This is a genomic window from Rubrivirga sp. S365, from assembly GCF_032248475.1.
GTDB classification, from domain to species: domain Bacteria; phylum Bacteroidota; class Rhodothermia; order Rhodothermales; family Rubricoccaceae; genus Rubrivirga; species Rubrivirga litoralis.
In genome coordinates this window covers 3,002,151-3,026,775 of record NZ_JAVTTN010000001.1, presented here as the reverse complement: position 1 = coordinate 3,026,775, position 24,625 = coordinate 3,002,151, and the positions used below count along the sequence as shown (strand labels likewise).

Annotated in this window: 16 protein-coding genes; 7 read left to right on the top strand and 9 right to left on the bottom strand. The window is 75.6% G+C overall.

What is annotated here, in order from left to right; all coding sequences use genetic code 11:
* Positions 1 to 147 precede the first annotated feature (147 nt).
* From RQM47_RS13210 to rimK, 4 genes are all read left to right on the top strand, one after another.
* Entirely contained in the window at positions 148 to 1,428 is a 1,281-nt protein-coding gene (locus RQM47_RS13210) for a DUF58 domain-containing protein (RefSeq protein WP_311661505.1), read from the top strand.
* 610 nt (positions 1,429 to 2,038) lie between these two features.
* Positions 2,039 to 4,549, top strand: coding sequence for a M4 family metallopeptidase (locus RQM47_RS13205; RefSeq protein ID WP_314009265.1), 2,511 nt, complete (start codon positions 2,039 to 2,041; stop codon positions 4,547 to 4,549).
* A gap of 450 nt (positions 4,550 to 4,999) precedes the next feature.
* The gene (locus RQM47_RS13200; protein WP_311661508.1) at positions 5,000 to 5,470 is read left to right on the top strand and encodes an ATP-dependent zinc protease; all 471 of its coding nucleotides are present in this window, start codon (positions 5,000 to 5,002) and stop codon (positions 5,468 to 5,470) included.
* A 109-nt stretch (positions 5,471 to 5,579) separates the two neighbouring features.
* Complete coding sequence (gene rimK / locus RQM47_RS13195; protein WP_311661510.1) at positions 5,580 to 6,476, top strand: 30S ribosomal protein S6--L-glutamate ligase; 897 nt, start codon at positions 5,580 to 5,582, stop codon at positions 6,474 to 6,476.
* 16 nt (positions 6,477 to 6,492) lie between these two features.
* On the opposite strand, the gene RQM47_RS13190 is transcribed toward rimK, so the two are convergent.
* The 8 genes from RQM47_RS13190 to RQM47_RS13155 form a co-directional block, all read right to left on the bottom strand.
* Positions 6,493 to 7,335, bottom strand: a complete 843-nt coding sequence (locus RQM47_RS13190; RefSeq protein WP_311661511.1) for a GNAT family N-acetyltransferase — start codon at positions 7,333 to 7,335, stop codon at positions 6,493 to 6,495.
* A gap of 114 nt (positions 7,336 to 7,449) precedes the next feature.
* Complete coding sequence (locus RQM47_RS13185; protein ID WP_311661513.1) at positions 7,450 to 8,262, bottom strand: hypothetical protein; 813 nt, start codon at positions 8,260 to 8,262, stop codon at positions 7,450 to 7,452.
* 144 nt (positions 8,263 to 8,406) lie between these two features.
* Positions 8,407 to 10,884 (bottom strand): M14 family metallopeptidase, encoded by a 2,478-nt coding sequence (locus RQM47_RS13180; protein ID WP_314009264.1) that lies wholly within the window; start codon positions 10,882 to 10,884, stop codon positions 8,407 to 8,409.
* Positions 10,885 to 11,083: 199 nt separating this feature from the next.
* Positions 11,084 to 11,665, bottom strand: coding sequence for a hypothetical protein (locus RQM47_RS13175; RefSeq protein WP_314009263.1), 582 nt, complete (start codon positions 11,663 to 11,665; stop codon positions 11,084 to 11,086).
* Between the two features lie 71 nt (positions 11,666 to 11,736).
* Positions 11,737 to 12,618: a DUF2911 domain-containing protein gene (locus RQM47_RS13170; protein WP_314009262.1), complete on the bottom strand. Its 882-nt coding sequence runs from the start codon at positions 12,616 to 12,618 to the stop codon at positions 11,737 to 11,739.
* A 140-nt stretch (positions 12,619 to 12,758) separates the two neighbouring features.
* Complete coding sequence (locus RQM47_RS13165) at positions 12,759 to 12,956, bottom strand: hypothetical protein (protein ID WP_314009261.1); 198 nt, start codon at positions 12,954 to 12,956, stop codon at positions 12,759 to 12,761.
* A gap of 73 nt (positions 12,957 to 13,029) precedes the next feature.
* The gene (locus tag RQM47_RS13160; RefSeq protein ID WP_314009260.1) at positions 13,030 to 16,875 is read right to left on the bottom strand and encodes a choice-of-anchor Q domain-containing protein; all 3,846 of its coding nucleotides are present in this window, start codon (positions 16,873 to 16,875) and stop codon (positions 13,030 to 13,032) included.
* 228 nt (positions 16,876 to 17,103) lie between these two features.
* On the bottom strand, positions 17,104 to 18,582 hold the full coding sequence (locus RQM47_RS13155) for a T9SS type A sorting domain-containing protein (RefSeq protein WP_314009259.1): 1,479 nt from the start codon (positions 18,580 to 18,582) through the stop codon (positions 17,104 to 17,106).
* A gap of 374 nt (positions 18,583 to 18,956) precedes the next feature.
* Between RQM47_RS13155 and RQM47_RS13150 the strand changes: the two genes are divergently transcribed.
* Complete coding sequence (locus RQM47_RS13150) at positions 18,957 to 20,288, top strand: MFS transporter (protein ID WP_314009258.1); 1,332 nt, start codon at positions 18,957 to 18,959, stop codon at positions 20,286 to 20,288.
* Between the two features lie 420 nt (positions 20,289 to 20,708).
* Entirely contained in the window at positions 20,709 to 22,523 is a 1,815-nt protein-coding gene (locus RQM47_RS13145; protein WP_314009257.1) for a PAS domain-containing sensor histidine kinase, read from the top strand.
* Positions 22,524 to 22,574: 51 nt separating this feature from the next.
* On the opposite strand, the gene queG is transcribed toward RQM47_RS13145, so the two are convergent.
* On the bottom strand, positions 22,575 to 23,558 hold the full coding sequence (queG, locus tag RQM47_RS13140; protein WP_314009256.1) for a tRNA epoxyqueuosine(34) reductase QueG: 984 nt from the start codon (positions 23,556 to 23,558) through the stop codon (positions 22,575 to 22,577).
* Positions 23,559 to 23,672: 114 nt separating this feature from the next.
* Between queG and RQM47_RS13135 the strand changes: the two genes are divergently transcribed.
* Positions 23,673 to 24,587 carry an NAD-dependent epimerase/dehydratase family protein gene (locus RQM47_RS13135; RefSeq protein WP_311661527.1) on the top strand — a complete coding sequence of 305 codons (915 nt, stop codon included), beginning with the start codon at positions 23,673 to 23,675 and terminating at the stop codon, positions 24,585 to 24,587.
* Positions 24,588 to 24,625: the final 38 nt, after the last annotated feature.

Genomic DNA, 24,625 nt, shown 5'->3' with positions numbered 1-24,625 from the left:
GGGCGGCCGGGGGCGAAGCGCGCCCCGACGGGTTCCGCGTCTGCCCGTCCCCCGTCTCGAGTCCCCAATCCCTTCCGCGACCTTTTCCTCCCCCGGCGCTTTTTCGCCGTCCTGTGGTCGCTGGTCGCCCTGTTCGTGGCGGCGGCCGTGTGGGCGCCGCTGCTGCCCGTCGCGGTCGTCGCCGTGTCGGCGTTCGGCGTCCTGGTCCTCGCCGACGCGCTCCTCCTGTGGCGGACGCCCGGGGGCGGGCTGGACGGCGCGCGGGCGCTCGACGACAAGCTGTCGCTGGGCGACCAGAACGAGGTGCGCCTCGTGGTGCGGAGCGGGTACCCGTTCGCCGCGCGCGTCCGCGTGCTCGACGAGGTCCCCGTCCAGTTCCAGAAGCGCGACGCCGGCGCCGTGGTCCCGGTCGAGGCGCGCGGCGAGGCGCGGCTGACGTACACGCTGCGCCCGACGGCGCGCGGCGAGTACGCGTTCGGGACGCTCAACCTGTTCGCGGCGACGCCGCTGGGCCTCGTGCTCCGCCGGTTCCGCACGGCCGCGGCCGAGACGGTCGCCGTCTACCCGTCGATCCTCCAGATGCAGCGGTACGCGTTCCTCGCGGCGTCGGACCGGCTCGAAGAGGTCGGCGTGAAGCGGGTCCGCCGGCTGGGCCAGACGCTCGAGTTCGACCAGGTCCGCGAGTACGTGGCCGGCGACGACCGCCGCCTCGTGAACTGGAAGGCCACGGCGCGGCGGAGCACGGGCGGGGCGGGCACGGGCGGGGTGGCGCGGCTCATGGTGAACCAGTACCAGGAGGAGCGGGCGCAGCCGGTCGTGGCCGCGCTCGACATGGGCCGCGCCATGCGGTCGCCGTTCGACGGCCTCACGCTCCTCGACCACTCGGTGAACGCGGCGCTCGTGCTCCTGAACACAGCGCTGGGCAAGGACGACCAGGCGGGACTGGTCGCGTTCGACCGCGAGGTCCGCGTGGTCGTGCCGGCGGGGCGGCGGCGGGGGCAGCTCCCGGCGCTCCTCGACGCGCTCTACCGGCTGGACCCGGGCTTTACCGACCCCAGCTTCGAGGCGCTCTACGCGGCGCTGCGGGGCCGGCTCCGTCAGCGGTCGCTGGTCCTCCTGTTCACGAACGTCGACACGCGGGCCGGCCTGGAGCGGCGGCTCCCGGTCCTCCGGCGGATCGCGCGGCTCCACCGGCTGGTCGTGGTCCTGTTCGAGAACACGGGCATCCGCGGCCTCCTCGACGACCGGGCGGAGCGGCTGGAGGACGTCTACACGAAGGCGGTCGCCGAGGGGCTGGCCCTGGAAAAGCGCGAGGTCGCGCGGACGCTCGAACGCCACGGCATCGGCGCGCTCCTGACCTCGCCGGAGTCGCTGACGGTCGACGCCGTCAACCGCTACATCCAGATCAAGGCGCGCGGGGCGTTCTAGGCTCCTTCCGGGTTGGTACGGGGTACGGTTTCTATCGCTGTGTTCAGCTCTTGCTGACAGGGTTCGTCCTGGCCTCGTCCATCATCCTAAGCTCCTCCGAGGAGACGGACTCCCTAACCAGCTACAGCGACCACCCCGCCCCGCAGTAGCCGCTTGACGCAGCACGGAGAGACGGTGCGGTTGCCGGCCTCGTGCCTCCTCCCCACCGGGGAGGGCCAGGGGAGACGCGCAGCGGCCACCCCGCCCTTCGGGGCGCAGGCCTCTCAGGACGTGGCTCCAGGCGCCGATCGCCGACGGGGCGGGGCGGGACGAGCGGCATCGGGGCGGCGGCCACCCCGCCCCATCGTTCGCGGCCGGGGCGGGGCGAACGGCGGCGCGCTCTGTGCTCGTCGGCATGGGAACGTGAGAGAGACGTGCAGGCGTCGGGGCGGGGTGGGGGACGGCTTGCGGAAAGGTTCGGATTACTTGAGGAATGCCCTGAGGCGGCCGATACGCGGTTGCAGCCCTGGCACGTACGGGGCGGTAGGGGATACCCTGGTGCAAAGCGCTGTGCCCTGGCGCACCTCCGGGCCGGACGTCTCCTGCCCGCCTCCCACCACACCCTCTCTCTGTGACCCTCGGTTTTTTGTCCCCCCGCCCCGCCCTCCGTCGGGCGTTACTCACTCTCTCCGTCGCCGCCCTCGGCTCCACCGCCTCGGCCCAGCCCTCTCCTTCGCCTCCCGCGGTCACGTTCGACGCGGACGCCCTCACGCGCGCCGCGTGGGACGAGGACCGCGGCTCGCCCCAGTTTCTCGCCGGTGACCTCGGCGTGTTCACCGCGGCGCCCGAGACCGCGGCCCGCGAGTTCCTGACGGCCAACGCGGCCACGTTCGGGTTCGAGGCCGCCCCCGACGTCCGCCTCGTGCGCGCCGAGCGCGACGACCTGGGCCTGGAGCACGTCGTCGTCCAGCAGGAGGTCGGCGGCGTTCCGGTGTGGGGGGCCGAGAGCTCGCTCCACATCGACGCCGACGGCCGGGCCTACGCCTGGGGCGGCGCGCTCCACCCCGGCGCCGAAGACGTCCAGATCCGCCCGGCCTTCCGCGGCGACCGCGCGCTGGCCGAGGCCCGCGCGGCGCTCGGGCCGATCGAGGAGCGGGCGTCGGTCCCGGCCGAGGACGACGCCGACGCCATCGACTGGACGCCGACGGCGTCGCTCGTGGTCTACCCCCACGATGGCGCCTACGTGCTCGCGTACCACGTCCGCCTGTTCGTGGACCGGCCGTGGCCGGCCAACTGGGAGGTGTTCGTCGACGCCCAGACGGGGGCCGTCCTCCACCGCTTCAACTCCATCCACACGATCGACCCGCGGGCGGGGCGGCCCGCGCCGGTCGGCGTGCCCTCGGCGGGCCGTGCACCGTCGTCCTCGCCCGTGTTCGTGGGCGCCCCGGCGTCTGGGTCGGGGCGGTCGCTCTACGACGGGACCGTCCCGCTCGCGACCGAGCGGAAGGGCGGCACGTACCGGCTCCGCGACAAGACGCGCGGGCCGAAGTACATCCGCACGTTCTCGGCCCAGGGCCTGAACTGGGCGCCGGGCGGGGAGGTGACCGACCGCGACAACCAGTTCACGCGCGCCGCGCACCGCGCGGCGGTCAGCGTCCACGCCGCGGCCGCGCGCACCATCGACTACTACCAGGACACGCACGGCCGGAGCAGCTACGACGGCAAGGACGGCTCGATCACGTCGACGGTCAACTTCGACTTTTTCCCGGGCGGCGTCGGCTTTAACGGCGCGTTCTGGAGCGGCGAGCAGATGATCTACGGCGACGGCGACGGCGAGACGTTCTCGCCGCTCGTGGACCTCGACATCGTGGCCCACGAGCTCACGCACGCCGTGACGCGCTCGACGGCCGGGCTCATCTACGAGAACGAGTCGGGCGCGCTGAACGAGGCGGTCTCCGACATCTTCGCCGTCATGGTCGACCGCGAGGACTACCGCGTCGGCGAGGACTCGTACACGCCGGGCCGCTCGGGCGACGCGCTCCGCTACCTCGATAACCCGGAGCGCGGCGACCAGCCCGCCCACTACGACGACCGCTACACGGGGTCCGAGGACAACGGCGGCGTCCACCGGAACTCGGGCATCGCCAACAAGCAGGCGTACCTCACGATGGCCGGGGGCTCGTTCCGCGGGCAGTCGGTGGAGTCCATCGGGCGCAAGGCGACCGAGCGGATCTGGTACCGGGCGCTCACGCGCTACTTCACGGCGTCGACCGACTTTGCCGGCGCCCGCGAGGGGACGCTCCAGGCCACGGCCGACCTGTACGGCTCGGGCTCGAAGCAGTACCGCGCGGTCGCCGACGCGTGGGCGGCCGTCGGCGTGGGCGAGGCCTCGGAGGCCGCCCCGCCCACCGCCCCGCCCACGGCGCCCTCGTTCCCCCGCACGACCGTGTGGTACTACCTCGAGAACCTGGCCACGGCGGAGCGGCTCGACACCGACGGCGACCGCCGGGTCGACGTCGACCGCGGCACGGCGACTGACAAGCAGTGGCGGTTCGAGAGCGCCGGCGGCTCGTACTGGTTTATCGAGAACCGGCGGACCGGCAAGCGCCTCAGCACCAACGGGTGCAAGAGCGACGTGCTCACGACCGGCGGGACGTCCGACGCCCAGCGGTGGAAGCTGGTCGACGCCGGCGGCGACCACTACTACCTCGAGAGCAAGGCGTGCAAGCGGTACCGGCTCGACACGGACGGGAACCGCAGCCCGGTCGACGTGAACCGCGGCAAGGCCCGCGACAAGCGGTGGGCGTTCGTCGAGGGGCGCTCGTTCAACGGCGTCCTCGCCGCCGAGCCCGCGGCGCTCGTCGCGGCCGAGGCCGCGGTCGACGTGCTCGCCCTGCGGGTGTACCCGAACCCGGCCCACGCGCAGGCGACGCTCGCGCTCGACGTGCCCGAGGCCGGCTCGGCGCGCGTCGTCGTGGTCGACCTGCTGGGCCGCGAGGTGGCCTCGGTCCTCGACGGCGCGGTCGAGGCTGGTCGTCGGCAGATCGCGCTGGACACGGCTGGGCTCCCGGCCGGCGTCTACGTGGTCGTCGCCGACGTCGCGGGCCAGCGCCTGACGGAGCGGGTCACGGTCGTGCGCTAGCCGCCCCGCCCCGTTCACCCGGTGCGACGAGCGCCCCCGCCCCGCCCGGGCGGGGGCGCTTTTTGTTGCAGAGGGATGGGGGATGCGCGCTCCGCGCGCTCGGGATGGGGGATGGGCAGAGGCGCGGCCCGGACCGCCCCGCCCTCGGCACGGGTCGAGGTGCGGTCTGGAGCCACCCCGCCCTGGGCGGGGCGAACTCCGAGGGCGGGGCGGTCGAGGGGCGGGGCGGGCACCTTCCGCTCGCCGCTCGCCGCTCGCCGCTCGCCGCTCGCCGCTCGCCGCTCGCCGCTCGCCGCTCGCCGCTCGCCGCTCGCCGCTCGCCGCTCGCCGCTCGCCGCTCGCCGCTCGCCGCTCGCCGACCTTCCGCCCGTTTTTCGCCGCGGCCCATTGCGCGGGCGGGGCGGGGTGGGGACCTTCCGCCCCCCCTCGCCCACGCTGCCCGCCCCGCCCATGACCGAGTCCCCCGTCGTCGTCGGCTGGCGCGAGTGGGTAGCGTTCCCCGACGTGGGCCTGCTCGCGGTGCGCGCGAAGGTCGACACCGGCGCGGCCACGTCGGCGCTCCACGCCCACAACCGCGAGACGTTCGTCCGCGACGGCGAGCCGTGGGCGCGGTTCGTGGTCCACCCGTTCTTCCGCACCGAGCGGCTGTCGGTCGCCTGCGAGGCGCCGGTCATCGACGAGCGGTCGGTGACGTCGTCGAGCGGGCACACCGAGACGCGCGTGGTGGTCGGCGTCACGCTCCGGCTCGGGACCACGTCCGACGCGCCCGAGTGGCCCGTCGAGGTCACGCTCACCGACCGCCGGCGGATGCGCTTCCCCATGCTCCTCGGCCGCGAGGCCATGGCGGGGCGGGTGCTCGTCGACTCCGGCGCCTCGTTCCTCCTCGGCCGCCCCGACCACCCCGCCTCGCTGTACGAGTGAGCCGGCGGGTCGATGGGCGAGGGTTCGCTTCCGGCCGTTCGCCGGGCCGCCCCGCCCGCTGACCCCGAACCGACTCACTGACCCCACCGACCGACTGACCCACCGACCTATGCGCATCGCCGTCCTCTCCCGGAACCCCGACCTGTACTCGACGCGTCGCCTCGTCGAGGCCGCCGAGGCGCGGGGCCACGAGGTCCAGATCCTCGACACGCTCCGGTGCACGGCGCACCTCACAGCGCGCGGCCCCGAGGTCCACTACGAGGGCGCGCGGCTCGACCCGCCCGACGCCATCATCCCGCGTGTGGGCGCCTCGATCACGTTCTACGGGCTGTCCATCGTGCGCCAGTTCGAGGCCATGGGCGTGTGGACGCTGAACGGGGCTGTCGGCATCACGCGCTCGCGCGACAAGCTCCGTGCCCACCAGTTCCTCGCCCGCAAGGGCATCGCGCTCCCGCGCACGGCGTTCGCCCACAAGGCCGACGACGCGGCCGACCTCATCACGTCGGTCGGCGGGCCGCCGGTCATCGTCAAGCTCCTCGAAGGGACGCAGGGCGTGGGCGTGGTGCTGTGCGAGACCAAGAAGGCGGCCGAGAGCGTGATCCAGGCGTTCCGCGGCATGAAGGCCTACCTCCTCGTCCAGGAGTTCATCAAAGAGGCGGGCGGGGCGGACGTCCGCCTGTTCGTGGTCGGCGACCGCGTGATCGCGGGCATGAAGCGGCAGGGGGCCGAGGGCGAGTTCCGCTCGAACCTCCACCGCGGCGGGAGCGCGTCGCAGATCAAGATCAGCCCGGAGGAGCGCAAGACGGCCGTGGCCGCGTGCAAGGCGCTGGGGCTCAAGGTGGCCGGCGTCGACGTGCTCCAGTCCGAGCGCGGGCCGCTGGTGCTGGAGGTCAACTCGTCGCCGGGCCTGGAGGGGATCGAGACGTCGACGGGCAAGGACGTGGCCGGCGCGGTGGTCTCGTTCGTGGAGAAGAGCCTCGCCGGCCGCGCGGCGTCCGCGTCGTAGCGCGCCCGCCCCGCCCTCACGGCCCGAACTCGACGTCGAGCGCGTCCGCGACGGGCGCGTAGCCCAGGCGGCGGTAGATGGCGTTCGAGGTCGGGTTCGCGAGGTCGGTGTAGAGCGAGCAGAACCGGGCGCCGCCGCCGAGCAGGTGCCGGCTGAGCGCGGCGACGACGCCCGTCGCGTACCCGCGCCCGCGGAGCGGGGCGGGCGTGTAGACGGCGCCGACGCGGGCGCCGTGGGGCGACCGCGCGACGACGGCCGCCATCGCCGCCGCCCCGCCCTCGTCCCACAGCCAGACGTCGCCGGCGGCCACCCACCGCTCGGCCAGGGCGCGGGCGTCGGACGGCGCCGCCCCCGTTTCGGCGTCGAACGCGCCGAGCCACGCGGCCACCGTGCCCACGTCGTCGGGTTGGGCGGGGCGGGCGCGCCCTGCGGCGGGGCGGTTCGGCGGCACGAGGCGCGTCAGCTCGAACACGCGCTGGCGCATGCCAGGGCGGGCGTGGACGCCGTGCCGCCCCGCCCACACGCGCCCGAACGCTTCGGCGAGGTCGGGCGGACCGAGCACGGCGGGGAGATCGCCGAACGGCTCGGCGGCGTCGGCCACGAGCGGGAGCGCGGCGGGCGGCATCCGCGTGAGCACCAGCTTGTGCGGCGGCGTCCGCAGCGCGGCGCCGACCACCCCGCTCTCGTCTTCGACCGTGGCGAGGAGGGCGGGGGCGGGGCGGTCGCTCGCGGCGAGGCCGGCGGCGATCCCCAGCATGAGCGAGTACTCGGCCTCGGCGCGGAGGAGCCACGGCCTGGCGCGGTCGAGGAACGCGCGGGGCGCTCCGTGAACGACGACGCGGGGCGGGGCGGCGGGCATGGCGCGGGCGGGGCGGCCTGTGGTCTCGGCACAGGGTACGGCTCCTCGGTAGGCCTTCCACGTATTCGGTCCCTTCCTGAAATCGGTCCCGAGGTCGCCCGCCCCGCCCGCGGATCAGTGGGCGTCGTGCGCGCCCGAGCCGTGGTCCATCCCGTCGTGGCTGTCGTGGCCGTACATCGCGTTCCAGACGTCGGCGGGGTCGTCGGCGTAGACGTTGAGGTGGGCCATCCACCCGAAGGCGGTCGGGAGGAACCGGCCGCCGAGTTGGTCGCAGGCGGACGGGGTCGCCGTCGGGCTCTCCGGCCCGAACGCGGCCTCGCCGCCGGCGAGCGTGCGCGCCCACGCCGCCTCGTCCCAGATCGGGCGGGGCACGCACACGTTCTGGTGGAGGTGCCACTGCGTGACCGAGAGCGGCACGCGGGCGTCGAGCTCGGCGAGCGGGGCGTCGGCGGGCGCCGTGTACATGGCCCCGAGCAGGCGGAGGCCGCCCCGCCCGTCGCGCTCGTAGAGGAGCGCGCCCGGCGCGTCGGGGTTGATGACGTCCTGCTCGGCGGCCGACCGCTGCTGGTGGATGTAGTGGATGATCTGGAGGCCCGGCGTGGGCTCGGGCGGGAACGGCCGGTAGCCGTCGGCCACGGCGTCCTCGACGTCGCGGTAGCGGGCGATCGACCGGCGCGTCTCGGCGAGGAGCCGGTCGGCGCGCGCGCGGTCGCCCGGCTGGGTCCGCGTGAGCCGCGTCATCGACGCGTGCGGGTCGCCCGGCATCGGGTCCGCCCCGCCCAGAGCGCGGACGTCGGCGGTCGGGGCCGAGATGGCGTCGGCGACCGCGTCGTCTACCATCGTCGCGCACCCGGGCAGCGCGGCGAGGGCGAGGGCGGCGGCCCAGACGGTGGACGCGCGGGCGGGGCGGGGCGGGGAAAACGGCATGGCGGGGCGGGCGAGCGGTCTCGGCGCCTCACCCGCAAAGTCCCTGCCACGGACATTCCGCCCCGCCCCCGACCAAGCAGCCTCTTCGCGGTCGAAGCGGCCTCCCACCACCCCGCTCCGGGTCGGGCGGGGCGGCGGTCTGTTCTACTCCGCCCCCAGCCCGAAGACGGCGTTCGCGAACAAGAGCTGGCCGTCGGCCCAGAAGCCGCGGAAGATCGGGGTGTCGAGGAGGTAGACCACCTCGCCGTCGCCCAGGTCTTCGACGCCGAACACGAGCGAGTCCGTGAGCCGGTCCTGCGCGCGGCGCCCGGCGAACCCGGCCGCCGGCGTGCCGCTGCGGAGCACGCCCACGTTCCACCCGTCGGCCAGGAAGTCGACCGGGCTCGTGCCCTGCTTGACGACGTAGGTGTGGTCGGGGTAGCCGTAGGCGAGCGGGTGCGTCTCGTCGAGCGCCACGCGGTAGACGGCGCCGGGGACGCCGCCCGATACGCCCTCGCGCTCGCGGTCGCCGTAGCGGCGGAGGCGGCCGTCGGCCGTCGAGTCGGGCGCCGGCGCCTCGCGCGTGGCGATCCCGAACCCGTCCTTGCCCGCGAACGCCCGCGCCGCGCCCTCCATCGCCACCAGCCGGCCGCCGGCGCGGACCCAGCCGCGGAGCGCCTCGGCCCGGTCGTCGGTCAGCCACGCGCCGTAGCGGCCGTCCGGGAGCACGAGCACGTCGGCGTCGTCGAGGTCGGCGCGCGAGAAGCCGTCGGCGCGGAGGAGCGTGGCCGGGTAGTCGACCACGCGGTCGAACCAGTGCCACACCTCGCCGAGCGCCGTCGGCGCGACGGGCTCGTCGGTGAGGACCGCCACGCGCGGGCCGCGCGCGAAGCCGACGCGGTTCGAGCCCAGGTCCGCCCCGCTCGTGGCGAACCCGGTCCCCAGCGCCACGGCCGGCCGCCCCGCCCGCGCCGCCGCCTCGCGGACGACGGCGTCGAACCGCTCGCCCAGGCGCCCGTTGCCCGCGCGCGTGGCGACGACCGAGCCGCGCCGGAAGCGGCGGCCCTCGGCCTCGAACGGCTCCGGCACCACGCGCACGCCCACCTCCTCGCGGAGCAGCTCGGCCAGCACGCGGGCGTCCTGCGGGCTCTCCCACGGCAGGACGTAGGCGTAGGGCCGCGCCGCCGCGGGCGCGAGCGGGGCCGACGGCGCCGCCCCGCCCGCGTCGACGGCCGACTCCAGCGCCAGCCCCTCGACGCCGTACACGTAGGGCAGCGCCCACGCCGTCACGTCGTAGGTGACGGAGTCGACGAGCGCCGGCTCGGGCTCGAACAGGACGGCCGCGAGCCGCCCCTTCGGCTGGTCGAGGGAAACGACGAGGTCGCCCGGCTGCACCGTCAGGCGCTCGGGCGGGGCGGGGCGGTCGAGGCCGCCGGCGTAGCGGACGCCGCGCGCCGTCTGCTCCCGCCCCGCCCACCCGTACCGGATGCCCTGCAGGTCGAGGAGCGCGGCCAGCGCCTCCAGCCGCCCGGCGTCGCCGCGCGCGGCGAACGCGACGGCCGGGCCGGCGGGCGGGGTGGCGAACCCGGCGGCGAACGCGCGGCCCACGCGGTCGGCGTCGCCGGCGACGGTGGCGACCGTTTCGAGCCCGGTCGCGACGTGGTTTCGAATGCGGTCGGCCAGCGTCAGCGTGTCGCCCTCTGTTGTGCGGATCGCGAGCCCGGCCCGGCCGCTCCCGCCCTGCTCGTACGTCATGCCCACGGCGCCGTTGAACGTGGGCCAGGTGTCGCCGTAGCCCGGGTAGAGCAAGTCGAACACCTCGCGCGTGAAGTAGAGCCAGCCCTCGCGGTCGAACACGCGGGCGTTCGCGCGGCCGATCTCGGTCTGGACCGCGCGCTGCCACGGCAGCACGCGCGGGTGGAACGGCTCGGCGGCCGGGGCGAAGTAGTACGGGCTGTCGACGCCCTGCTCGTGGAAGTCGACGTGGACGGCCGGCATCCAGGCGTTGTAGACGGCGAGCCGCGCGCGCGTCTCGGGCTGCGTGCCCCACGCCCAGTCGCGGTTGAGGTCGAAGAGGTAGTGGTTGAACCGGCCGCCGGGCCACGGCTCGTCGTGCTCCCACGCCTCGGGGCTGGGGTCGGGCGCGTCGCCGCGGCGCTGGCGGTAGCCGCTCACGTAGCGCTCGCGGCCGTCGGGGTTGAGGCACGGGTCGAGGACCACGACCACGTCGCGGAGCCAGGCGTCGGCGCGCGGCGTGGTCAGCTCGTAGAGCGTCCGCAGGGCGGCCTCGGTGCTCACGGCCTCGTTGCCGTGGACGTTGTAGCTCAGCCAGACCACGGGCTTCTCAGGCGCCGCCCCGCCCTCGGTCGCGCGGAGCGAGCTCCGGCGGACGGCCTCGACGTCGGTCCCCTCGGCGGCGACGACGAGCGTGACGAGCGGGCGGCCCTCGGGCGTCTCGCCGTACGGCGAGAGCGCCACGCGCGGCGACGCCGCGGCCACGGCCTCGACGTAGTCGACGACCCGGTGGTGCGGCGTGAACCGCTCGCCCAGGTCATACCCCAGGAACGCCTCGGGCGTGGGCACCTGGGCCAGCGCGGGGCCGGCGACGAGGAGGACGGCGAGCGGGGCGAGGCGGAGGCGCACGGGCGGGGCGGGGTGGGAGCGCGGAAGGTACCCGCCCTTTGGATCCGCCCCGCCCCGGCAGGCGCCGCGGGCGACGACTCTGCCGCTCCGCCCCGCCCGGTGTAGAAGCGGACCAATCAAAAGGCCGCTCGATCTCGCACGAAGAGTGGCGGGCGGGGCGGGGCGGCCGGTGCCGTGCGCGGAGCCTCCCGCGCGTCCGCTAGGCGGCCCGCGCCCTCCGCCACACCGTCGGGGCCGGCACGTCGAGGACGGCGTGGGCCGCGAACAGGTCGGCCAGGTCGCGGCGGAGCCCGGCGGCGGTGGGGGCCTCGGGGCCGGCGGCGATCTGGTCGGCGACGGAGATCATGAACTGGCTCCAGTCGGTCACCGAAACACCGGGCCGCAGGGCGGCCGGGTGGGGCAGGGGCGGGGCGGAGCGGAGCCACGTCCACCGGAGCCATGTCTCGTCGTCCCACCCGCGCGCGGGCGCCCCGACCCCCAGCCGGAGCCAGAGCCGGACGGCCCGCTGGTGCTCGCTGACGGCGGCGGCGAGGGCGGGCAGGCGGTGCGCGTGGCGGACGCGGAGGCCACCGACGGCCTCGACGACGTCGATCGACCGCAGGCGCACCTCCTGGAGCGTCTGGGCCAGCGTCCACCGCTCGCCCTCGGCCGGGCGCCGGACGGGGTGGGGCGGGCGGGCCGCCTCGACGTCGAACTGGAACGAGTACTCGGCAAGGTGCTCGGCGTGCCGGGACGTCGGCGCGGCCTCGACGGGCGGGGCGGGGCGGTCGCGTACGGTCATCGGGGTGGGGGAGGGACCTGCCTCCAACCTCGCACACTTGAGTGACAGCCGCGTGTCACACGACTTCGGCTCTATGGGCGTCCGCCCAACCGTCCGAGCGCCGCGTCTGCTCCAGCGGCGTCGCCGGCCCGTCGGCGTGCTCGCGCGTAGGTCCGCACGTCCTCCTCGGAGGCGTCGGCGTAGGCGGCGTCGCGGGCCTCGGCCGCCTCGTCCGAGCGCCCCAGCGCGTCGAGCAGTCCGGCCCGCGTCATCCGGTTGCCGAACCCCGGCCGGAGCTCGACCGAGCGGTCGGCCCAGGCGAGGGCGTCGTCCAGGCGGCGGCCGGCGTCGAGCGCGTAGGCGGCGATCTGGTCCCAGCCCTCGGGGAAGAACCCGCCCACGCCCCGCAGCTCGCGCTCCATCGAGGCGAGGACGACGGCCGGCGTGTCGGCCCCGATGCGGACCGGAACCTCCCGCCCCGCCCAGTGGAGGACGAGGGTGGCGGAGTCGTCGTCGGGCGCGTCGAAGCGGTACGCCAGCCGCTCCTTGGGCGGGGCGGCCCGGGGCGTGACGACGACGCGGAGGGCGTCCTCGCTCGGGTCGTAGGAGTACGAGCCCCACGCCTCGGAGACCGTCGAGAAGATGACGGTCCAGTCCCCGTCGGTCGGGATCACGTGGAGGCCGTAGGTGCCGGCTGGCAGCGTCGCTCCCTCGACCTGGATGTCGGTCGAGGTCGTGAAGACGGTGTTCTCGTTGGCGCCGGCCCGCCACACCTCGCCGTAGGGGACGAGCTCGCCCCAGACGGTGCGCCCGCCGACGGCCGGGCGGTGGTAGTCGACGGCGAGGTCGGTGAGCCCGACGGTCTGCGCGACGCGCGCGTGCGGGCTCGCGAGCGGGGCCGCAAGCTGGCGCTGCGCGCTCGCGGCGGACGCGGAGAGGACGAGGAGGACGGCGGCGAGGGCGGGGAGGCGCATGGGGCGGGGCGGGGTGGCGGGGGAGTGTACCGACGCCAGCCGCTCGCACGCTGCCCGTCCTGGTCGTGGCGCGCGGGACGAGACGGCGACGGCCGGCCCCCGCTACGAGGCCGGCCGTCACGGTGCGCGCGGGGCGGCCCCTACGACGTGGGCTCGTCGTCGCGGAGGAACCCGCCGTCGCTGCCGACGAGCGCGTCGAGCGTCTTCTCTCCGTCCGGCCCCGCTGTCCGAGCCGCAACTGTCCCCAGCGGTGTGAGCGTGGGCGGGGCGTAGGGCGGGCGGGACCGGGGGGCGCCGTGGGCGGGCGGGGCGGGGCGGTCGGTCGGGGGCGTGGTCATGGTGCGTACTGGTGGGGTAAAGGGAGTGGAACCCCGCCCCGCCCGAGACGCCGGGCGGGGCGGTCCGAGTGGGTCAGCGGGCGACGGTGAGCCGGGCCGTCTGGACCCCGCCCCCGGTCGCCACGCGGACGACGTAGACGCCGGCCGGGAGCGACCCCGCTCGCAGCGACACCTCGTGGCGGCCCCGGGCGAACGGGCCGTCGGCGGCCACCACGACCTCGCGGCCGAGTGCGTCGTAGACGGCCACGCGCGCCGCCCCGCCCTCGGCGAGCCCAAAGGCCACCGTCGCCTGGCTCGCCGTCGGGTTCGGCCACGCGGCCACCGTCAGGTCGATCTCTCCCGCCCCCTCGGCCGAGACCGCTTGGCCGAACACGCTGAGGAGCGCCTGGCGGAACGCCTGCATCTCGGCCTCCGTCGCCGCGCCCCCGACCGAGCCGAAGACCGCCCGGTCCCGGTCGTAGACCACGGCCGCGACGACGCGGCCGAGCACGGAGGCAACTGGGGCGCCGGCGGCCGCCGTCCCCTCGACGAGCGCGAACGCGCCCGGGTCGTCGAAGAACACGTCGTCCGGGAGCGCCTTGTCGCCGCCCGCCGAGGCGAGGACGTAGACGTCGCCCGGGGTGACGGTCCCGTCGGCGACGGCCGAGTAGCGGACGGTCTCGTCGAACGGGTCGAACGTCACGAACGAGCACGTCGAGAGGTCGACGGCCAGGTCTCCCTCGTTGCGGACGCCGGCAAACTCGCCGGTCGCGTTCATGAACGAGCCGCCGGGGACCGTCGAGAAGTCGTCGGCCATGACCGACGTCGGGGTGCCGTTGCCGTCGGCGTCGAACGAGACCCGCGAGTTCTGCGAGCAGGCCACGGCGCCGCCGCCGTCGCCGTCGCCGCGCTCGAACGCGCCCAGGTCGTCCTGGTCGTCGCCGCGGGGCTCCCCGCGCTGGTCGACCGCGAGCGCCGTCTGGCCGGCGTCGATGGCCGGGCTGTCGTTCAGGAGCGCGTGCGTGAGCGTCGGCCCGCCGTTGTCGGCGAGCGGGGCGAGCGCGGGGTCCTGGCCGAAAATGGTGTTTTCACCCGCGCCATTGAAGGCGCAGTCGTCGCCCCGGTCCTCGACGAGGAGGAACCCGCCGGTGGCGTACCGCCCGAAGCAGTCGTCCCCCGAGCCGGCGGCCGTGTTGTCCCCGACAATCGCGTTATCGACCGAGACCGTCGCCGACCCCACCAGCGAGCTGATAGCGAGGCCGCCGCCGTTCGCGCCGGCCACGTTCCGGACCACCGTCACGCTCTCGAGCGACGTGTCGCCGCCGGGGAGCGTGTAGACGCCGCCGCCGTCGCCGGACGCCGCGTTCCCGCTGACGGTCGAGTTCGAGACTGCGAGCGTGCCCGAGGCGCTGTTCCAGAGCCCGCCGCCCTGCGCGGACGAGTTGTTCGAGACCGTCGTCTGCGAGAGCGTCGCCGAGCCCGCCCCGCCCACGTGGACGCCGCCGCCGTTGCCGGGGTTGGCGCTGGCGATCCGGTTGCCGTCGACCGACACCTTCGAGAGCGAGAGGGTCCCGCCGTCGGCCACCTCGACGCCGCCGCCGGCGCGGTTGGCCCGGTTGCCCGAGACCTCGCCGAGCGTCATCGACACCGACGCGCCGCCGGCCACGAGCACCGCCCCGCCCGAGCCCGCCGCGCCCGTCGCGCCGTTGTCCGAGAACCTCGCCGAGGTGACCGTGACGTCGGCGCCGGTCTCGGCGTAGAGGCCGCCGCCGCCGTTCGCGGCGTCGTCGCCCGTCGCGGTGTTCCCCGCGATCAGGGTGGGGACGTCGCGGGCGGGCTGGACCACGAGCGCCGCGTTCGACCACAGGCCGCCGCCCTCGACGGCCGTGTTCCCGGTGAACGCCCCCCCGTTGACGGTCACGCTGCCGCCGCCGGAGTGGAGGCCGCCGCCGTTGCCCGGGTTCGCCCCGGCGATCGCGTTGCCGCGGACGGCAACGTCGTTGAGCGCGACGGTCCCGCCGGCGTCCTCGATCCCGGCTCCGGCGCGGGCGGCCCGGTTGCCCAGGATGTCGCCGCCGTCGATCAGGAGCGTACCCCCGTTGTTGAGGATGCCGCCGCCCGAGCCGGACGCGCCGCTCGCGACGTTCTCCGAGACCACGACGCCCCCGTCGGCGTCGTCGCCGAGGTCGTCGTTGGGGAGGCCCGCGATCTGCACGAACCCGCCCTGGTTGTAGAGGCCGCCGCCGCCCTGGTCGGCGTCGTCGCCCGTCGCCTCGTTCCGCGTGACGAGCGCGGCCTCAATGCTCACGTTCTGCGCCGCCATCATGTCCCACATCTGGGTCATCATGGCGCCGCCCACGCGGTCGGCCGCGCGGGCGGCCATGTCGTCCTCGTCGGCCGTCACGATGAGGAACCCGCTCGACCACAGGCCGCCGCCCTCGACGGCCGTGTTGTCCGCGAACGTCCCGCCGCCGACGACGACCGTCCCGCCGCCGCCGTGGACCGCCCCGCCGTTGCCGGGGTTCGCCCCGGCGTCGTTCCCCGTCACGTTGGTCATGACGAGGATGGTGGTCGAGCGCTCGCCGTCGGCCTCGACCCCGCCGCCGGCCCGGTTGGCCGTGTTGCCCGAGACGGTCGTGGTCATGACCATGAGGGTCCCCCCGCTGTTGAACACGCCGCCGCCGGAGCCGGCCGCGCCCGTCGCCCGGTTGCCCTCGACGGCGACGTTGCCCGAGATCGTGGTCGAGCCCGCGCCCCACACGCCGCCGCCGCCCATGCCGGCCTCGGCGCCTCGGGCCTCGTTCCCGCGGATCGTGGACGAGCCCCCGTTGGTCGTCGTGATGACGATGGACGTGCCGTCGGCGCCGTGGATGCCGCCGCCGTTGACCCCGGCTACGCTGTCCGTCACGTCGACGTCCGTGAACGTCGCCTCGCTCCCCGCCTTGAGGTCGACCGCCCCGCCCGCGTCCGGCGCCGAGGAGCCTGTGCGGGAGTCGCCGTTCTGGAGCCGGAGCGACGTAAAGGCCACGCGCTGCTCCGAGCCCGCCCCGCCCGCCGCGTCGACGTCGAAGACGCGGCTGGCGCCCTGGGCGTCGACCGTCACGGAGCCGACGGCCGAGGCGTCAATGGCCACGTCGTCGCTCACGAGGAGCTCGCCGAGCGTGAGGGCGACCGTGTAGCTCGCGGCGAACGTGATCGTGTCGCCGTCGGGGGCGCCGGCCGCGCAGCCGTCGACGGCCGCGTTCGTGTTCGCCGCCCGGATCGCCTCGCGGAGCGAGCAGTCGCCGTCGGCGTTGTCTTCGTCCGCGCCCGTGTCGACGACGATCCCGCCGCTCCCAGAGGCCATGCCGAACGTCTGCCCCGCGTTGACGTTGCCGGGCGAGTCCTCGCCGGGGCCGGTCCACGCAAAATCGCCGTAGGCGGTACCCGCGCCCGCGAGCTGGAGGGACTGGCCTGCCGGGGGCGGCGGCTCCTCGGACACGCCGATGTCCGTGCTGGTCATGCCCTCAGCCGCGCCGTCGGTCGCCTCGAACGTCCCTCTGTAGGAGAGGAACTGCACGTTCGTAGCCCCTGGCCCGACGAGCGCGAGGCCGTCGGTGTCTCCGTTCTGGATGCCTTCGCGAGCGAAGGAGAGCGTCCCGAAGCCGTCCTGCTGGTCGGGGATGGTCCCCGAGAGGCGCACGGTGGCGTAGCGGTTCCCGCCCGCGCCGTTGTAGAGCTCGACCGACCAGTCCGAGAGGTCCGTCCCGGCCGGTCCCGCGACCTCGACGAACTCCCCGACGTCTCCGCCCGTGTTGTCGTAGTGGATCTCGTTGACGAAGACGCTCTGTGCAGACGCAGCGGGGCTGGCCGTCATCATGAGGGCGGTCCCCATCAGGAGGAGGAGGCCATGGGACGCGGTCCGCACGTGGGCGGGCGGGGTGGTAGCAGGTGTGAGCATCGTAGGTAGAGAAAGAGGGCGCGCAGGCTTCGCGTGTAAGACGATCAGGATCAGACAAGTAAGCCTGTGTCGGGGTGAGGCACAAGGTCACTTGGTGCTCATTGTCTGCTCATTTATCTACTGCGGATCCAGAAGCCACGTCCACCGTCCAGAAGGTGGTGAGGCTCCGCTCTGGCCCATGGTGGCCCGCCCCGCCCGCGTGGGCGGGGCGGCTCCGGGCGGGGCGGGTCAGCGGACGACCGTAAGCCGGGCCGTCCGCACCCCGCCCTCGGTCGTCACGCGGACGACGTAGACGCCGGCCGGGAGCGCTCGGGCGGGGAGGCCGACCACGTGGCGGCCCGACCCGAACGGGCCGTCGGCGGCCACGGCCACCTCGCGCCCGAGCGCGTCGTAGACGGCCACGCGGGCCGCCCCGCCCGCGGCGAGCCCGAAGGCTGCGGTGGCGGCCCCGCGCGTCGGGTTCGGCCACGCGGCCACCGCCAGGTCGAGGCCGCCGTCCGCTTCCGCGGGCGTGGCCTGGTCGAAGACGGCGGCGAGGGCCTGCTCGAACGCCTGCCTCTCCGCCTCCGTCGCCCCGCCCGCGACCGACGCGGACACCGCCCGGTCCCGGTCGTAGACCACGGCCGCGACGACGCGGCCGAGCACGGCGGCCACGTCGTCGCCGACGGCGGCGGTCCCCTCGGCGAGCGCGAACGCGCCCGGCCCGTCGGGGAGAGTCTGGGCGGGGAGGACCTGGTCGCCGCCTTCGTTCGCGAACACGTAGGCGCCTCCGGCGACGACGGCCCCCGAGGCGGGGGCCGCGTACGTGACCTGTCCGGCCGACGCGTCGAGCGCGACGAACGAGCACGCCGAAAGGTCGACGGCCGCCCCGCCCGCGCCCTCGTGGCGGACTCCGGCAAACTCGCCGAGGGCGTCGCCGTCGTCCGTCGGGTCGAAGTCGTCGGGCGCGACCGGGCCGCCGCTCCCGTCGACGTCGAACGAGAGCGGGGCGGCCCGCGTGCAGGCGAGGGGCGCCACGGCGGCGACGCCCGTGACGGCCACGTCGTCGAGGGCGACGTCCTCGTCCCCGGCGTCGAGCCGGATCGTGATCGTGAGGTCGAGCGTGGACCCGGTCCCGGGGATTGCGGCCGAGAACGCGGCGAACGCCGGCGTCAGCTCGGCGCCGTCCCCGACGCCGTCCAGGTCCGTGTCGACGCGGGGCGCCGTGTTGGTCTCGCCCTGGTCCTCGATCGCGAAGACGCGGACGGCCGCCCCGCCGTCGATCTGCGCGACGACGCGGACGTAGTCGGACGCGTCCCAGTCCTCGTCGCCGTTGGCGGCGTCGTCTTCGGCGAACCGGGCCGAAAACGAGAGGTCGGCGAGGCCCGAAATGTCGATCCCGCTGAACGTGAGCGACTGCGTCGCGCTGCCCCCGTCGCCATCGACGTCCTGGGCCGCAAAGTAGAACGCTCCCCCGGCCCCGGTGACGGCGTACGACGGGTCCACGTCGGAGCCGTCCGTGCGCGTGAAAAAGTCGCTGCCCCCGTCCGTAAACTCAGGCGTCGACGTCACGTATTCGACGGCGCCGTCCTCGAAGTCCTCGAACAGGACCGTTGTTTGGGCGCGCGCGGCGGAGGTCATGACGACGGCGAGGAGGGCGAGCCGCCCCAGCGACAACGCTGAGGCTAGAAGGGCACGCTGCGTCCGGGGAGTAACGGGTGGGGTCATCGGTGGCTGAGGCGGATGGAGAAGAGGGGCCGAACCCGCCGTCCGGCCCGTGCAAGCAACCCGGCACGGACCGGGCGTACAAGCCGCTCCGCTCGGCGACGCTCCGCCGCGACCCTGAAACCAGGGCGCCGTGGCCCCGCCGGGCGCCTGCTCCCGCTCCGCCGTCGCCTAAAACGTCATGGGGATGAGCCGTCGTGGCCGCCCGCGTCCGGTCCTAACGGCTCTCGATCCAAGCTGCCCGCCCCGCCCGCTGCCCGCCCCGCCCCGTCCTGCGCCCGCCCCGCCTGCATGGGCGGGGCGGTCCTGATCTGGTCGCCGCGGCGAACCGCGCCGTCCGGTCGTCGTGAGCGGGGCATGAGCAGCCGCAGCGACGCATGATCGGGAGACGTGGGCGGGGCGGGGCGGACCCGGACGCCGACCTCCGCGGCGAGGTCGGGTTCGGCGCGCTCCTGCGGACGAACGCCGACGTCCGGCGGCTGTGGGGCGGGACCGTCGTGTCGCTCTTCGGCGACTGGTTCAACACGCTCGCGCTGTACCGGCTCGTCCTGGACCTGACCGGGTCCGAGACGGCGCTGGGCGGCGTGTTCCTGACCAAGCTCCTCCCGCTCGCGCTGGCCTCGCCCGTCGCCGGCGTGCTGGCCGACCGGCTCGACCGGCGGAAGCTGATGATCGGGGCCGACCTCGTGCGCGCGGCGATCGTGCTCGGGTTCCTGTTCGTCCGCGACGCGGGCGATCTGTGGCTGCTCTACGTGTTGGCCTCGGCGCAGATCGCGGTGAGCGCGGCGTTCACGCCGGCCAAGAACGCGGTCCTCCCGGCGATCACGAAAAAGGGCGAGCTGCTGACCGCCAACGCGCTGCTCTCGGCCACGTGGTCGATCATGCTCGCCGTCGGGGCCGCGGCCGGCGGGCCGGCGGTCGACGCGTTCGGGACCGACGTGGTGTTCTGGCTCGACGCGGCGACGTACCTCGTGAGCGCCGCCTTTATCGCCCGCGTCCGCGTGCCGCCGCGGGCGCCGGACGCGTCGGGGGAGGGCGACCAGTCGGCCGCGCGGGGCGGCGTGGGCGGGGCGGTGCGCGAGGGGCTCGGCCAGATCGTCGAGGGCTGGCGCTACCTCCGGCGGCGCCCGGCCGTCGGGCGCATCGCGCTCGCCAAGGCGACGTGGTCGGTCGGCGGCGGCGGCCTCGTGCTGGCCCTCGCGCTCATCGGCGACCGCCTGTTCCCGTCGGCCGGGACGACCGGGATCGGCGTCCTGTTCGCGGCGCGCGGGCTGGGGACCGGGCTCGGGCCGATCCTCGCGCGCGCGCTCTTCCGCGACGCCCGGCGGTGGCCGGCGGTCCTCGGCGCGTGCGTGGTCGCGAGCGCCGTCGCCTACGCCGGCGTGGCGGTCGCCGGGGACGTGCGGTGGGCCATCGTCGCGCTCGTGGTCCTGGCCCACGCGGCGAGCGGGACCAACTGGGTGCTCTCGACGACGCTCCTCCATGACCGGGCCGAGGACCGCTACCGCGGGCGCGTGTTCGCGACCGACTGGCTCCTCGCCACGCTCGTGCAGAGCGTGTCGATCGTAACGACGAGCGTGCTCCTGGAGTCGGGCGTGAGCGTCGGGGCCGTCATCCTCGGGCTGGCCGCCGTCGAGGGCGGGGTGGGCCTGCTGTGGCTGGCGACCGTCGTCCCGGCGGAGCGGGCGGCGGAAACGGTGGGTCAGTAGGGTAGTGGGTCTGTGGGTCGGTAGATCGGTGAGGCAGTGGGAGGCGCTGGCGCCCACGTCGGCCGCCCCGCTCGCGCCGACCGCCCCGCCCGCACTACGGGAGGCGCCACGGCAGGGTCGTACGCTGGGGCGGGGTGGGGGAGGAGCCGCCCCGCCCTGCGGTAGGCCAGAGCGACCGTCCTTACTGACCTACCGACTCCCTGATACGCGCTCTGGAGGTTGGCTGTGCACCCGCCCCGCCCTGGCGCCTGCTGCGCGGTGTCCCTCTCCCCGTAGGAGAGGGACACCGCGCAGCGTCGGCGCAGCCAGGGTGAGGGGTCGGGCGGGGTGGCGAGTGCCTTACGAACTCAGCGACCCCGTATGACCCATTGGCTCACCGGCCCTGTTCAAGTCCTGGGCGGGGCGGGCGATACCCCGGCCATGACGACTGCCCCCGAGGCTCTCCCCGCGGCCGCCCTCGCCGAAGCGCCGGCGGCCCTCGCCGTCCTCGACGCCGGGGGCGGGGTGGTGTGGTCGAGCCGCGCGTTCGATGCTCTCTTGGGTTCGCCGGACGCCTGGGGCGACGCGGTGCAGGCTGGGCTCGGACGCCTGGTCGCGGGCGCGGACGCCGCCAAGGTGGTGCGCCCGGGGCACGCGGTCGAACGGCTCGACCTGCGCGCGCACGCGCTCGACGGGGGCGGGGCGGCCGTCGTCGCTGCCGTCGCGGCGGACCCGCTGGGGGCGCGCGTCGCGGCGGCCGAGGCTGCGCTCCACGCGCTCGCTCGGCCCCGCCCGGACCTTCTCGCGCTGCTCGAAGCCGCCGCTGTCCACGTCGGGCAGGCGCTGGCGGCCGGCGTCGCCGTGGCGCTCGTGGGCGGGGCGGACGACTACGTCCGGTGCGCCGTGTGGCCGCCCGACGCCGCGCCCGGCCTCGTCACCGCAGCGGTCCCGCCGGGCGACGGCTCCGGCCGAGCGCGCGACGTGTCCGCCCCGCCCGTGCTCGCGGCGCTCGGGGCGGCCCACGCGCTCGCGGTCCCGGTCGGCGGCGACCTCCCCGCCCTCGTCGTCGTCGGGCGCGGCCGGCCGTGGCGCCCGGACGAGCGCGCGGCGGCCGACCGGCTGGGCGTGCTCGTGGCCACGCTCTGGGGCTGGGCCGAGGCCGAGGACCGCTTCGAGCGGACCGTGGCCGACCTCGACGACGCCCTGTTCACGGTCGCCCACGACGCAGACGGCCGGCGGCGGTACGCGTTCGTGAGCCCGCAGGCCGAGGCGCTGACGGGGCTCGACCCCGACGCCGTCCTCGCCGGCGACGCCGACTGGAGCGCCCTCGTGGTCGACGGCGACCGCGCGGCGTTCGCGGCCCACGACGCCCGGCTCCGGGCGGGGCGGCCCTCGACGGTCGACGTCCGGCTGGTCGTGGGCGGCGACGTCGCGTGGGTCCGCGAGCGGGCGACGCCCGGGCTCGACGCGGCCGGGAACGTCGCCACCGGCGGCCTTCTCGCCGACGTGACGGCCCAGCACGAGGCCGAGGCCCAGCTCCGGCGCGCCCGGCGCGCCGCCGAGCGGGCGGCCCATACGCGGATGGCCTTTCTCCGCACCATGAGCCACGAGCTCCGCACGCCGCTCGGCGTCATCCGCGGGTTCGCCGACCTGCTGGCCGACGAGGTGGCCGATCTCGCCGCCCCGCCCGAGGTGGCCGAGTTCGCGGACGCGATCCAGACCGCCGCCGGCCGCGCGCTCCGCCTGGTCTCCGACCTGCTCGACCTGTCGCGGCTTGAGACCAAGGCCCTCGACCTGCGGCGCATGCCGGTTGCCCTCGGCCCGCTCCTGGCCGCCGTCGCCGGGCGCCACCGCCCCGCCCTCGACGGCCGCGGCGTGGCCCTCCACGTCGAGCCCACCGACGCGGCCGCGCTGGCCGACCCCGCGCGCGTCGAGCAGGTGGTCGAGCAGCTCCTCGCCAACGCCGCCAAGTTCACCGAGCGCGGCGCCGTCGCCGTCCGCGTCCGGGCCGAGGGCGGGGCGGTCCGCGTCGAGGTCGCCGACACGGGCGTCGGCGTCGCCGCCGACGCGCTCGACGACGTGTTCGAGCCGTTCGTCCAGGGCGACGCCCGCGTCAACCGCCGGTTCGAGGGGACCGGCCTGGGCCTGGCCGTCGCCCGCCGCCTCGCTGACCAGATGGGCGGGGGCCTGACGGCGACGAGCGTCGAGGGCGAAGGCTCGACGTTCACGCTCACGCTCCCCAGGGACGAGGGCTGAGCAGGTGCGGCACGCCCCGCCGCCCCGACCGTCGGCGCGGGCGGCCTCGCCCTACGGCCGCTCCGCCCCGCCCCCAGCGGCCCGCGCCGCGTTGCGCACGTTGCGGACGAACCCCTCCCACCCCGCCCGCTTGACCGGGCTCCGGCGGAACCGCTCGCGGAAGGCGGGCAAGTCGATCTCGGCCCACTCGGCCGCCGGCGTGTCCTCGGTGCCCGGGCGCGGGAGGAACCGGGCGTCGCGCGTGGGCTGGGAAAACTTGGTCCACGGGCACACGTCCTGGCAGACGTCGCAGCCGAACGCCCACGCCCCGAACTCGGCGGCGAGGGCGGGGAGGTCCGGCCCGCGGTGCTCGATCGTCCAGTACGAGATGCAGCGCGTGGCGTCGATCTGGTAGGGCGCGTCGAGCGCGCCCGTGGGGCAGGCGTCGAGGCAGCGCGTGCACGAGCCGCAGTGGTCGGCCGCGAACGGGGCGTCGGGCGCGATGGGCACGTCCGTGATCAACTCGCCGAGGAACACGAACGAGCCGTGGGTGGGCGTGATGAGGTTGGTGTTCTTGGCCTGCCAGCCCAGCCCGGCCCGCTGCGCCCAGGCCTTGTCCATCACCGGCGCCGAGTCCACGAACGCGCGACCGCCCGCCCCGCCCGTGCGCCGGTCGAGCCAGTCGAACAGCTCGGCCAGCTTCTCCTTGAGGACGTCGTGGTAGTCGTCGCCCCAGGCGTAGCGGCTGATCTTGGCCGCGCCGGGCTCGCCCCCGCCGGGCCGCCGGTCGGGCTGCCAGTAGCTGGCGAAGACCGAGACCACGCTCCGCGCGCCCGGCACGAGGACCGTCGGGTCGATCCGCTTCTCGAAGTTCCGCTCCATCCACGTCATCGCGCCGCCGGCCCCGCCGTGGCGGCCGTCGGCGAGCCACGCGTCGAGGCGGCGGGCCTCCTCGTCCAGCCGCTCGGCGACCGCGACGCCGACGCCGTCGAACCCGACGCGGCGGGCCTCGGTCTTCAGGTCGCGGGCGAGGGCGGAGGCGTCGTAGCCGGGCACGGGCGGGGAGGGTGGAGCGGGCGGGGCGGTGCAACGGGTCGGGCGGGGCGGTCGGTACGCCGGACCCGCGCCGCGCGCCGCTCCGTAGGCCGGTCCTCCCCGCCCGCTCCGCCCATGCTCGTCCTCCTCACCGGCGCCACCGGCTACGTCGGCTCCTACGTCCTCGACGCGCTCCTCGCGCGCGGCCACACCGTCCGCGCGCTCACGCGGGGCGCGGCGCCGGGCCTCGACGGCCGCGACGGCGTCGAAACCGCGCGCGGCGACGTGACCGACCGCGGCTCGCTGGGCGGGGCGTTCGACGGCGTCGACGCGGTCGTCCACCTCGTCGGCATCATCGACGAGCAGCCGTCGAAGGGCGTCACGTTCGAGCGCGTCCACGTCGACGGGACGCGGAACGTGGCCGAGGCCGCGCGCGCGGCCGGCGTGGGCCGGTTCGTCCACATGAGCGCGAACGGCGCGCGGGCCGACGGCCGGAGCGCCTACCAGACGACGAAGTGGCGGGCCGAGGAGGTCGTCCGCGGCGCGGGCTTCGAGCACCTCGTCGTGTTCCGCCCCTCGACGCTCTTCGGCGACCCCGGCTCGGACAACCCGGAGTTCGCCAAGCGGCTGTGGGAGACGCTCGTCAAGCCGTTCCCCGTCCTGCCCGTGTTCGGCGACGGCGACTACCAGCTCCAGCCGGTCCACGTCGAGGCGTGTGCCGAGGCGATGGCTGAGGCCGTCACGCGCGACGCCTCGGCCGGCCGGAGCTACTGCGTCGCCGGGCACGAGCGGGTCGCCTACAAGGAGGTCCTCCGGCGGATCGCGCGCGGGGGCGGGGTGGACCCCAAGCCGACCGTGCCGGTCCCGATCCCGGTCGCGCGGCTGGGCGTGAACACGCTGGGCAAAGCGGGCGTGCTGCCGATCTCGCCGGCCCAGTTCGAGATGCTCGTCGAGGGCAACACGTGCGACGCGTCGGCCTTTTTCGCCGACTTCGATGTGGCCTCGCCGCCCTTCGACGCCGACAGCCTGGCCTACCTCCGGCGGTACTGACGCCGGCCGTCGCGCCACCCCGCCCCCGGGCGCGGTGG